This is a genomic window from Pseudomonas sp. NFX15, assembly GCF_049132105.1.
Lineage (GTDB): Bacteria > Pseudomonadota > Gammaproteobacteria > Pseudomonadales > Pseudomonadaceae > Aquipseudomonas.
On record NZ_JAFMPV010000004.1, the window covers coordinates 67,570 to 79,140 of the forward strand.

General features: G+C 62.9%; 7 protein-coding genes. All 7 read left to right on the plus strand.

Annotated elements, in window-relative coordinates; translation table 11 throughout:
• Nucleotides 1-79: 79 nt before the first annotated feature.
• A complete protein-coding gene (gene betA / locus J1D76_RS05665) occupies nt 80-1,780 on the plus strand; it encodes a choline dehydrogenase (protein ID WP_421137422.1) in 1,701 nt (566 codons plus the stop codon).
• A 266-nt stretch (nt 1,781-2,046) separates the two neighbouring features.
• Nucleotides 2,047-3,489 carry a TldD/PmbA family protein gene (locus tag J1D76_RS05670; protein ID WP_421137423.1) on the plus strand — a complete coding sequence of 481 codons (1,443 nt, stop codon included), beginning with the start codon at nt 2,047-2,049 and terminating at the stop codon, nt 3,487-3,489.
• On the plus strand, nt 3,489-4,826 hold the full coding sequence (locus tag J1D76_RS05675; protein WP_421137424.1) for a TldD/PmbA family protein: 1,338 nt from the start codon (nt 3,489-3,491) through the stop codon (nt 4,824-4,826). Before J1D76_RS05670 ends, J1D76_RS05675 begins: the two co-directional genes overlap by 1 nt.
• Nucleotides 4,827-4,941: 115 nt before the next feature.
• Nucleotides 4,942-6,369, plus strand: coding sequence for a multidrug transporter subunit MdtD (gene mdtD / locus J1D76_RS05680; RefSeq protein WP_421137425.1), 1,428 nt, complete (start codon nt 4,942-4,944; stop codon nt 6,367-6,369).
• Between the two features lie 105 nt (nt 6,370-6,474).
• Nucleotides 6,475-7,812 (plus strand): ATP-dependent RNA helicase DbpA, encoded by a 1,338-nt coding sequence (gene dbpA / locus J1D76_RS05685; RefSeq protein ID WP_421137639.1) that lies wholly within the window; start codon nt 6,475-6,477, stop codon nt 7,810-7,812.
• Between the two features lie 129 nt (nt 7,813-7,941).
• The gene (locus J1D76_RS05690; protein ID WP_421137426.1) at nt 7,942-9,120 is read left to right on the plus strand and encodes an NAD(P)/FAD-dependent oxidoreductase; all 1,179 of its coding nucleotides are present in this window, start codon (nt 7,942-7,944) and stop codon (nt 9,118-9,120) included.
• Between the two features lie 220 nt (nt 9,121-9,340).
• The gene (yccS, locus tag J1D76_RS05695; protein ID WP_421137427.1) at nt 9,341-11,524 is read left to right on the plus strand and encodes a YccS family putative transporter; all 2,184 of its coding nucleotides are present in this window, start codon (nt 9,341-9,343) and stop codon (nt 11,522-11,524) included.
• The last annotated feature ends 47 nt before the right edge of the window (nt 11,525-11,571 follow it).

The following is an 11,571-nucleotide window of genomic DNA, read 5'->3' on the forward strand; positions in this document are numbered from 1 at the left end:
GAGTTCTGTATTGCCAGCGAATCGAGTGCGCAGCACTCGCCAAGGCCCGACCTGACCAACTTCAAAGAGGGTGCATTCAATGTCCCAAGAATTCGATTACATCATCATCGGTGCCGGCTCGGCCGGTAATACCCTGGCAACCCGTCTGACCGAAGACGCCGGCGTCACCGTCCTGCTGCTCGAAGCCGGCGGCCCGGACTACCGTTTTGACTTCCGCACGCAGATGCCGGCCGCGCTGGCGTTCCCGCTGCAAGGCCGTCGCTACAACTGGGCCTACGAAACCGATCCAGAGCCACACATGGACGGTCGTCGCATGGAGTGCGGTCGTGGCAAGGGCCTGGGCGGTTCCTCGCTGATCAACGGCATGTGCTACATCCGCGGCAACGCCATGGACTACGACGGCTGGGCCAAGCTGCCAGGTCTTGAGGACTGGTCGTACCTGGACTGCCTGCCCTATTTTAGAAAGGCGGAAACACGGGACATCGGCCCCAACGACTACCACGGTGGCGAAGGCCCGGTCAGCGTGACCACGCCCAAAGCCGGCAACAACCCGCTGTTCCACGCCATGGTCGAAGCCGGCGTCCAGGCCGGTTACCCGCGCACCGAAGACTTGAACGGCTACCAGCAGGAAGGCTTCGGCCCGATGGACCGCACCGTGACGCCGAAGGGCCGTCGTGCTTCCACTGCTCGCGGTTACCTGGACGTCGCCAAAAAGCGCTCGACCCTGACCATCGTCACCCACGCCCTGACCGACAAGATCCTGTTCGAAGGCAAGCGTGCGGTCGGCGTACGTTACCTGGTCGGCGCCGCTGAAGAGCGTGTTGAAGTCAAGGCGCGCAAGGAAGTGCTGCTGTGCTCCGGCGCCATCGCTTCGCCGCAGATCCTGCAACGCTCCGGCGTCGGCCCGGCCCAATTGCTCAATTCGCTCGACATTCCGGTGGTCCACGACCTGCCGGGCGTTGGTGAAAACCTGCAGGATCACCTTGAGCTGTACCTGCAATACGCCTGCACCCAACCGGTTTCGCTGTACCCGTCGCTGCTTTGGTACAACCAGCCGGCCATCGGTGCGCAGTGGCTGTTCAACGGCACCGGCATCGGCGCCAGCAACCAGTTCGAGGCCGGCGGATTCATTCGTACCCGTCCGGAATTCGAGTGGCCGAACATCCAGTATCACTTCCTGCCGGTGGCGATTAACTACAACGGCAGCAACGGTGTGAAAGAGCACGGTTTCCAGGCGCACATGGGCTCCATGCGTTCGCCAAGCCGTGGTCGCATCCAGGCCAAGTCCAAGGACCCACGCCAGCACCCGAGCATCCTGTTCAACTACATGGCCACCGAGCAGGACTGGCAGGAATTCCGCGACGGCATCCGCCTGACCCGTGAAATCATGCAACAGCCTGCGCTTGACGCTTTCCGTGGTCGCGAGATCAGCCCCGGCATCGAGGTGCAAACCGACGAGCAGCTGGACCAGTTCATCCGCGAACACGCCGAAACCGCGTTCCACCCGTCCTGCTCGTGCAAGATGGGCACCGACGAGATGGCCGTGGTCGATGGCGAAGGTCGCGTGCATGGCATGCAAGGCCTGCGCGTGGTCGATGCCTCGATCATGCCGATCATCACCACCGGCAACCTGAACGCGCCGACGATCATGATGGCCGAGAAAATCGCCGACAAGATCCGTGGCCGCAAGCCGTTGCCGCGCAGCACCGCCACTTACTATGTGGCGGGTGAAGCGCCGGTGAAGGGCAAGCCGGTGCGGGAAGTGAGCCGGACGGCGTAAGGCGTTACACCGCGTCACGGCTAATCGCGAGCAGGCTCGCTCCTACAGTTGATCGCGCTCCCTCATGGGAATGCGGTTGAATGTAGGAGCGAGCCTGCTCGCGATGAGGCCCGACCAGACACCACCCCCTCCCAAAGTATCCCCGCGCCAGACTGTTCCACCCTTGATCCGCCCCCCTCGCAGGCCTAATCTAGCGCCACGCAAACGTTTCACCCCTCCCCTCGCAACACCGCTCTACCGCCGCTCCCCACCAAGGAGGTTCACGAATGTTCGATTTCCATCCCCAGCTCAAGCAGCGCTTCGCTGCCTTGCGCACGGGTGCCGAATTCTTTTCCCTGCGTTATGTGCGCGAATCCGGGCAGCACCTGGCGGTGCGCAAGAACGTCGCCGAACCGCCGAGCCTGAGCCGTGACGAAGGGGCAATGCTGACCGTGCGGGTCAATGGCGTAGAAGCCTATGCGGCCACCAACGACTTGTCGCAGCAAGGCCTGCAAGCCGCCCTCGAACGCGCCGAAAGCCAGGCTCGCCTCCTCAAGCCGTACGCCTTGCTGGACCTGCGCGAGCAGGCGGTGTCGAGCGATCGCGCCGACTACTTTTCGCCGAACCTCGACCAGGCCTTCCCTTCCCTGAGTGAGTGCTACCAACTGCTCGGCGCCGAGTCCGCCGCCGTACCGAAGGACGAGCGCCTGGTGAGCTGGCAGGTCAGCCTCGGCATCACCCACGTCGAGCAGATCTACCTCAACAGCGCCGGCGCCGAACTGCGTCAGGCCCAACGTTTTGTCTATCCCGGCCTGGATGTGACGGCCTACGACGGCAACGACAGCCAGACCCGCAGCCTGGGCCGCGAGAACTTCGGCCAGCAAGGCGCCGCGGACGTCATCGGCCGATGCGGCCTGATCGGTGCCGGCGCGCTGGTGGCCGACCAGGCCCTGCAATTGCTGCTGGCGCCGAACACGCCTCAGGGCAAGCGCGACCTGCTGCTGATGCCCGACCAGATGATGCTGCAAATCCATGAGTCCATCGGCCACCCCCTGGAGCTGGACCGCATCCTCGGCGACGAGCGCAATTACGCCGGCACCAGTTTCGTCAAGACAGAAGATTTCGGCCGCCTGCAATATGGTTCCGGCCTGCTCAACGTGACCTTCGACCCGGACATCCCCGAAGAACTCGCCAGCTACGGCCATGACGACGACGGCACGCCCGCCAGCAAGCAGTTCCTGATCCGTGAAGGCCTGCTACTGCGCCCGTTGGGCGGTGCACTTTCGCAATTTCGTGCGGGCATGGACGGCGTCGCCAATAGCCGCGCCTGTGGCTGGAACCGCCCGCCCATCGACCGCATGGCCAACCTCAATATCGAACCCGGCGAGCGTTCCATCGAGCAGTTGATCGGCGGCATCGAACACGGCGTGCTGATGTCGACCAACCGCTCATGGTCGATCGACGATGCGCGCAATAAATTCCAGTTCGGCTGCGAATGGGGCCAACTGATCGAACACGGCGAACTCAAAGGTGTGGTGAAAAACCCCAACTACCGCGGTATTTCCGCGCAGTTCTGGAAGAGCCTCAGCGCCGTCGGCGATGCCAGCACCTTCAAGGTCCTCGGCACGCCGAACTGCGGCAAGGGTGAACCGAACCAGGTGATCCGCGTCGGCCATGCGTCACCGGCCTGCGTGTTCAGCCATATTGATGTATTCGGGGGAGATGCCTGATGAACCCTTCAAACAGCCAGGCCGCCTCGTTCAAGACCTTGGTCGACAGCCTGCGTGACGCCCTTCGCGAGCCCGAACAGTTCACCCTCAGCTACGCCGCCGAGTCGTCGGCCTTCGTGCGTTTCAACCACGCCAAGGTGCGTCAGGCCGGCCAGGTGCAGCAAGCAAGCGTCGGCCTGAAACTGATCAACGAAGGCCGGCATGCCGACCTCGACATTACCCTGGCCGGCGACCCCGAGGTTGATCTGCAACGCTTGCACGAAGGCCTGCAACAACTGCGTGAAACCTTGCCGCTGCTGCCGGCGGACCCGTACCTGCTGCTCAATCACAATGGTTGGCAAAGCAACAACGTACAGGCCCATCCACTGCCGGACACCGAGCAGGTCGTCGGCGAAATCACCCGGGCGGCCGAAGGCCTCGACCTGGTCGGCTTTTATGCCGCCGGGCCCATCAGTCGTGGTTTTGCCAGTTCTTCGGGGGCCTTCGGCTGGCACCAAGCCAACAGCTTCAATTTCGATTTCAGCCTGTTCCACGAAAACGGCCAGGCCGTGAAAGCCAGCTACGCCGGTCACGATTGGAACAGTGATGGGTTTGCCAAGCGCTTCCAGCAGGCCCGCGAGCAATTGGCGTTCCTGGGCCGGCCGCTGCGCACCCTGGCGCCCGGCCAATATCGCGCCTACCTCGCCCCGGCCGCGCTGGAAGAAATCATGGGCATGCTGTGCTGGGGCGGGTTCTCGGCGCAGTCGATTGCCAGCAAAAGCAGCCCGTTGCAGAAACTCTACGGCGGCGACAGTACGTTCAGCCCGCTATTCTCGCTGGACGAAAAAGTCAGCGGTTCGTTGAGCCCGGCGTTTTCCGACGAGGGTTACCCGCGCAGCGACCTGGGCTTGATCGTCGACGGCAAGGCCGGGGCGCAACTGGTCGGCTCACGCAGCGCCGCCGAATACGGTTTGACCGCCAACGGCGCCAGCGGCGGTGAATCACCCAACGCACTGAACATGAAGGGCGGAACCTTGCCCGATGCCGAGATTCTCAAACAACTGGGCACGGGGCTGTACATCAGCAACCTGTGGTACCTGAACTTCTCCGACCAACCGGCCGCGCGCCTGACCGGCATGACCCGGTTTGCCACGTTCTGGGTCGAGAACGGCGAGATCCAGGCACCGGTCAGCACCATGCGCTTCGACGACAGCGCCTTCAGCCTGCTGGGTTCGCAGCTGGAAGCGCTGACGTCCGAGCGCGAGATGCTGTTGTCGGCGAGTACCTACAGCCAGCGGGCGACGGCTTCGGCGCTGTTGCCGGGCGCGCTGGTAAAACGCCTGACCCTGACCCTGTAAACACACAACACCCTGTAGGCGCTGGCTTGCCAGCGAAGGGGCCATCAAGGCCTCCAAAAAGCTTCGCTGGCAAGCCAGCTCCTACATTTTTGCGTCTCCACACAATAGAGGTCCCATGCCCAATCGCCTGCCTCTCGACGCTGTCACCGCCCGCTGGGTGCCGTGGGTCGTCGCCATTGCGTTCTTCATGCAGTCCCTCGACGGGACCATTCTCAACACCGCCCTGCCGGCGATGGCCCGTGACCTGGCCGAAGACCCGTTGCGCATGCAGGGCGTGATCATCGCCTACATGCTCACCGTCGCATTGCTGATCCCGGCCTCGGGCTGGATCGCCGACCGCTTCGGCACCAAGAAGATCTTCTTCAGTGCGATTTTGCTGTTCAGCCTCGGCTCGTTGCTCTGCGCCTTGTCGACCACCCTGACCCAGTTGGTCGGCGCACGGGTGATCCAGGGCCTGGGTGGCGCGTTGATGCTGCCGGTCGGGCGGCTGGTGGTGCTGCGTGCCTACCCGCGTTCGGAACTGGTGCGGATCATGGGCTTCATCACCATTCCCGGGCTTCTCGGCCCGCTGATCGGCCCGACCATGGGCGGCTGGATGGTGCAATACCTGACCTGGCACTGGATCTTCCTGATCAACCTGCCCGTGGGGCTGCTCGGTTGCTACGCCGTGTGGAAATTCATTCCGGACCTGCGCGGCTCCGAACGCACCCGCTTCGATAGCCTGGGCTTCCTGCTGTTCGGCGCGGCGATGATCCTGATCACTATCGCGATGGAAGGCCTGGGCGAATTGCACCTGCCGCACCTGCGGGTGATGTTGCTGCTGTTCGGCGGAATGGCGTGCCTGGCGGCGTACTGGCTGCGCGCCGGGCATATCGAAAACCCGCTATTTGCGCCGTCTTTGTTCAGAACCCGGACCTTTGCCGTGGGCATTCTCGGCAACCTGTTCGCCCGCCTCGGCAGCGGCGCCCTGCCGTTTCTGGTGCCGTTGCTGCTGCAAGTGGCGCTGGGCTACTCGCCGTCCCAGGCCGGGATGAGCATGCTGCCGCTGGCGGCGGCGGCGATGATTGCCAAGTGGGTCGCGCGGCCGCTGATCGAGCGTCTGGGCTACCGCATCGTGCTCACCGGCAACACCTTGGCGCTGGGCATCATGCTGGCGAGCATGGGCCTGGTCAGCGAGCAGACGCCGTACTGGCTGCTGCTGTGCCTGTTGGCGATCCTCGGTGCGATCAACTCCTTGCAGTTCACCGCGATGAACACGGTGACCCTGATCGACCTCGACGACGCCAGTGCCAGCAGCGGCAACAGCCTGCTGTCGGTGGTCGCGCAGTTGTCCCTGAGCCTGGGCGTGGCCTGTGCTGGTGCATTGCTCGGCGGGTTCACGGCGGAGATCGGCAACGATGGCGTGGAAACGGTTTTGGGCGCGTTCCAACTGACCTTTGTAACAGTGGGAATCATGGCCATGCTCGCTGCTACGATCTTTTCCCAGCTCTCTCGGGAAGACGGACGGCGCGTCAAGCGTCCGGAAGAACACATAGAGCCTTAGGGCGAATGGCCACTGGGCTGGTACACTGCGCGACATTTTGTTTTGCAGGCCAGTCCCGTGACCACCATCGCCACCGAATTTAATACTTTGCCGCTGTCCGCCGCCATGCTGGCTAACCTCGACTCCCTCGGTTATGCCCAGATGACGCCGATCCAGGCGCAAAGCTTGCCGGTGATCCTCAAGGGGATGGACCTGATCGCCCAGGCCAAGACCGGCAGCGGCAAGACTGCCGCCTTCGGCATCGGCCTGCTGAACCCGATCAACCCGCGTTACTTCGGTTGCCAGGCGCTGATCCTGTGCCCGACCCGCGAGCTGGCCGACCAGGTCGCCAAGGAAATCCGTCGCCTGGCCCGTGCCGAAGACAACATCAAGGTCCTGACCCTGTGCGGCGGCGTGTCCCTCGGCCCGCAGATCGCTTCGCTGGAACACGGCGCGCACATCATCGTCGGCACCCCGGGTCGTATCCAGCAGCACCTGCGCAAAGGTTCGCTGGTGTTGCACGGCCTGAACACCCTGATCCTCGACGAAGCCGACCGCATGCTCGACATGGGTTTCTACGATTCCATCGAAGAAATCATCATGCAGGCCCCGGAGCGTCGCCAGACCTTGCTGTTCTCCGCGACTTATCCGGTGGGTATCAAGCAACTGGCCTCCAAGTTCATGCGCAACCCGCAGCAAGTGAAGGCCGAAGCGTTCCACGACGACACGCAGATCGAGCAGCGCTTCTACGAAATTTCCCCGGAAGACCGCATGAGTGCGGTGACCAAGGTCCTCGGCCACTTCCGCCCAGCCTCCTGCGTCGCCTTCTGCTACACCAAGCAGCAGGTTCAGGAAACCGTCGATCACCTGACCGCCAAAGGCATCTCCGCCGTCGGCCTGCACGGCGATCTGGAACAGCGTGACCGCGACCAGGTACTGGCGATGTTCGCCAACCGCAGTACGTCGGTACTGGTCGCCACTGACGTCGCGGCCCGTGGCCTGGACATTGACTCGCTGGACATGGTGATCAACGTCGAACTGGCCCGCGATTCGGAAATCCACATCCACCGCGTCGGCCGTACTGGTCGCGCGGGCGAAAAAGGCCTGGCCATCAGCCTGGTCGCGCCGTCCGAAGCGCAACGTGCACAAGCCATCGAACAGTTGCAGAAAACGCCGTTGACCTGGGATCAGGTGGACAACCTGACCTCCAAGGGCGGCGGCCCGCTGCTGCCGCAGATGAGCACCCTGTGCATCGCGGCCGGCCGCAAGGACAAGGTTCGCCCGGGTGACATTCTCGGCGCACTGACCGGTGACGCCGGCATCCCCGGTGCCCAGGTCGGCAAGATCGCGATCTTCGACTTCCAGGCCTACGTGGCCGTGGAACGAGGCGTCGCCAAGCAGGCCTTGCAGCGCCTGAACGACGGCAAGATCAAGGGCCGCTCGTTGCGCGTTCGCATTTTGTAAACAGTCACTGTGTAGGAGCCGGCTTGCCGGCGAAAGCGGTGTGCCTGGCACACCGCATTGCCCGATTCGCTGGCAAGCCAGCTCCTACAGGGTTTGTGCCTGTACTGGAACTTGTAAGAGGACACCGTTTTGCGCTCTACCGAAGTCGTGATCATTGGCGCTGGCGCCGCAGGGTTGATGTGTGCACTGACCGCCGCCGGGCGCGGGCGCAAGGTGATGTTGCTCGACCATGCCAACAAGGCTGGCAAGAAAATCCTGATGTCGGGCGGTGGCCGCTGCAATTTCACCAACATGTACACCGAGCCGAGCAATTTCCTCTCGCAGAACGCGCACTTCTGCAAATCCGCCCTGGCCCGCTACACCCAGTGGGATTTCATTGGATTGGTGGCCAAGCACGGCGTGCCATACCACGAGAAAAAGCTCGGCCAATTGTTCTGCGATAACAAATCCAGCGACATCCTCGAAATGCTGCTCAACGAGTGCGATCAGATCGGCGTCAGCCTGCACCTGGACACCTCGATCCAGACCATCGAGAAACTCGAAAAAGGCTATTTGCTCGACACCACGCTGGGCCAGATCACCTGCGAATCCCTGGTGATCGCCACCGGCGGCCTGTCGATCCCGACCCTGGGTGCCACCGGTTTCGGCTACCAAGTGGCCAAGCAATTTGGCCACGACCTGCTGCCGACCCGCGCCGGCCTGGTGCCATTCACCATCACCGACCAGCTCAAGGCCTTGTGCACCGAGTTGTCCGGCACGTCGGTGGATTGCCTGGTCAGCTGCAACGATCAGAGTTTTCGCGAGAACATCCTGTTCACCCACCGCGGCCTCAGCGGCCCGGCGATATTGCAGATTTCGTCGTTCTGGGCATCCGGCGACACCGTCGAGATCAACCTGATGCCGGATCACGACGTGCCGGACTGGTTGCAGCAGCAACAGGCCGAACGCCCCAATAGCGAATTGAAAACCCTGCTGGGTGAAATCTTCACCAAGAAGATGGCCAACCTGCTGGCGGACAACTGGTTCGTCTCCAAACCGATGAAGCAGTACACCCATGCCGAACTGGCGGACATCGCCGAGAAACTGGCGAGCTGGAAAGTGGTGCCGGCCGGCACCGAAGGCTACCGCACCGCCGAGGTGACCCTGGGCGGCGTCAACACCCATGAGGTGTCGTCCAAGACCATGGAATCGCTGAAAAGCCCGGGGCTGTACTTCATCGGCGAAGTGCTCGACGTGACCGGGCATCTGGGCGGCTTCAACTTCCAGTGGGCCTGGGCGTCCGGATATGCAGCCGCGCAGTACGTCTGATCCAACCCAAAACCTGTAGGAGCGAGCCTGCTCGCGATAGCGGCCTAACAGTCGACATCAATATTGAATGTACCGGCCTCATCGCGAGCAGGCTCGCTCCTACATTGAATACGTGTGGTATCAAGGAACAGATTTTGCTGTCTGATGTGATCGACGCCATTGCGTCGGCGTCATTAGTGGCTCAATTTAGCGTCATTGCCTCGGAAGGCCTTCGCACTTCATGTCATCGACTTCGTTCCGCCAGTCTCTGCGTCGCCTTTGGGCGCTGGATAAGTTCAGCTACAGCGTGCGGGTATTCATTGCCCTGACCGGTACCATGGCGCTGTGCTGGTACCAGGACGAAATGGGCCTGCTGATCCCGTTGTTCCTGGGAATTATCGCCAGCGCCCTGGCCGAGACCGACGACAGTTGGCAGGGCCGCCTCAACGCGCTGGCGGTGACGCTGGTGTGTTTCGCGGTGGCCTCCCTGTCCGTCGAACTGCTGTTCCCCTACCCCTCATTGTTTATCGTCGCCTTCGCTCTCGCGGCGTTCTGCCTGACCATGCTCGGCGCCCTCGGCGAACGCTATGGTGCGATTGCCTCGGCGACGCTGATCCTGTCGGTCTACACCATGATCGGCGTCGACCAGCGCGGCGGCGCGGTCACCGATGTCTGGCACGAGCCGTTGCTGCTGGTGGCCGGCGCAGCCTGGTACGGCGTGCTCTCGGTGTTGTGGCAGGCGCTGTTTTCCAATCAGCCGGTGCAACAAAGCCTGGCGCGGTTGTTCCGCGAGCTGGGCTTTTACCTGAAGCTGAAATCGTCGTTGTTCGAGCCGATCCGGCAGATGGACGTGGAAGCGCGACGCCTGGAACTGGCCCGACAGAATGGCCGCGTCGTCGCCGCATTGAACGCCGCCAAGGAGATCATCCTGCACCGTGTCGGCAACGGTCGCCCGGGCTCGAAAGTCAGCCGCTACCTCAAACTGTATTTCCTCGCCCAGGACATCCACGAACGCGCCAGCTCTTCGCACTACCCCTACAACGCCTTGGCCGAGGCGTTTTTCCACAGCGACGTGCTGTTCCGCTGCCAGCGCCTGCTGCGCCAGCAGGGCAAGGCCTGCCGGGCGCTGGCCGAATCGATCCAGATGCGCCAGCCGTTCACCTACGACGCCAGTTTTGCCGAAGCCCTGAGCGACCTCGATGCCTCCCTCGAACACCTGCGCATCCAGAGCAACCCGGCTTGGCGCGGCTTGCTCCGTTCGCTGCGCGCACTGGCGGCCAACCTCGGCACCCTCGACCGCTTGCTCAGCGACGCCAGCAACCCCGACGCCCTGGCCGATGCCACCGACAGCAGCCTGCTCGACCGTTCGCCACGCAACCTCAAGGACGTGTGGCTGCGCTTGCGTACGCAGCTGACGCCGACCTCGTTACTGTTTCGCCACGCCCTGCGATTGCCCCTGGCGCTAAGCATCGGCTACGCCATGGTGCATTTGATCCACCCGTCCCAGGGTTACTGGATCATCCTCACCACCCTGTTCGTCTGCCAGCCGAATTACGGTGCCACCCGGCGCAAACTCGGCCAGCGGATCATCGGCACGGCGATTGGCCTGACCCTGGCGTGGGCACTGTTCGACCTGTTCCCGAACCCGTTGATCCAGGCCTGTTTCGCCATCGCCGCCGGGGTGGTGTTCTTTATCAACCGAACCACCCGCTACACCCTGGCGACGGCCGCGATCACCCTGATGGTGCTGTTCTGCTTCAACCAGGTGGGCGACAGTTACGGGCTGTTCCTGCCACGGCTGTTCGACACCTTGCTTGGCAGCCTGATCGCCGGGCTGGCGGTGTTCCTGTTCCTGCCGGACTGGCAGGGTCGGCGGCTGAACAAAGTGCTGGCCAACACCCTGACCTGCAACAGCATTTACCTGCGCCAGATCATGCAGCAATACGCTGCGGGCAAAAGCGACGACCTGGCCTATCGCCTGGCCCGGCGCAACGCGCACAACGCCGACGCGGCGCTGTCGACGACGCTGGCCAACATGCTGATGGAACCGGGGCATTTCCGAAAGGAGGCGGACGTGGGTTTTCGCTTCCTGGTGCTGTCGCACACGCTGCTCAGTTACCTGTCGGGCCTGGGTGCACACCGCGAAACACCGTTACCGGCCGATGTGCGCGAGCAGTTGATCGAAGGCGCAGGCGTGAAACTGGCCACGAGCATCGATGAGATCGCCCAGGGGCTGGCGAGCAAAACCTCGGTTGCCATTCAGAGCGATGAGGAAGAGGCGCTGGCCAATGAACTGGAACAGATGCCGGATGAGATCGATGAGGGGCAGCGGTTGGTACAGACGCAGTTGGCGTTAATCTGTCGGCAGTTGGGGCCATTGCGGACCTTGGCGGCGCATCTGATCAAGGATACCCGTGAGGATTGAGATCCCGGGTGTCTGGGCGGGCCTCTTCGCTGGCAAGCCAGCGCCTA

Excerpts from the sequence above, each read along its gene's own strand:
- mdtD (WP_421137425.1), top strand. The coding sequence starts at position 4,942 with ATGCCCAATCGCCTGCCTCTCGACGCTGTCACCGCCCGCTGGGTGCCG.
- J1D76_RS05675 (WP_421137424.1), top strand. The coding sequence starts at position 3,489 with ATGAACCCTTCAAACAGCCAGGCCGCCTCGTTCAAGACCTTGGTCGAC.
- dbpA (WP_421137639.1), top strand. The coding sequence starts at position 6,475 with ATGCTGGCTAACCTCGACTCCCTCGGTTATGCCCAGATGACGCCGATC.
- J1D76_RS05670 (WP_421137423.1), top strand. The coding sequence starts at position 2,047 with ATGTTCGATTTCCATCCCCAGCTCAAGCAGCGCTTCGCTGCCTTGCGC.
- betA (WP_421137422.1), top strand. The coding sequence starts at position 80 with ATGTCCCAAGAATTCGATTACATCATCATCGGTGCCGGCTCGGCCGGT.
- yccS (WP_421137427.1), top strand. The coding sequence starts at position 9,341 with ATGTCATCGACTTCGTTCCGCCAGTCTCTGCGTCGCCTTTGGGCGCTG.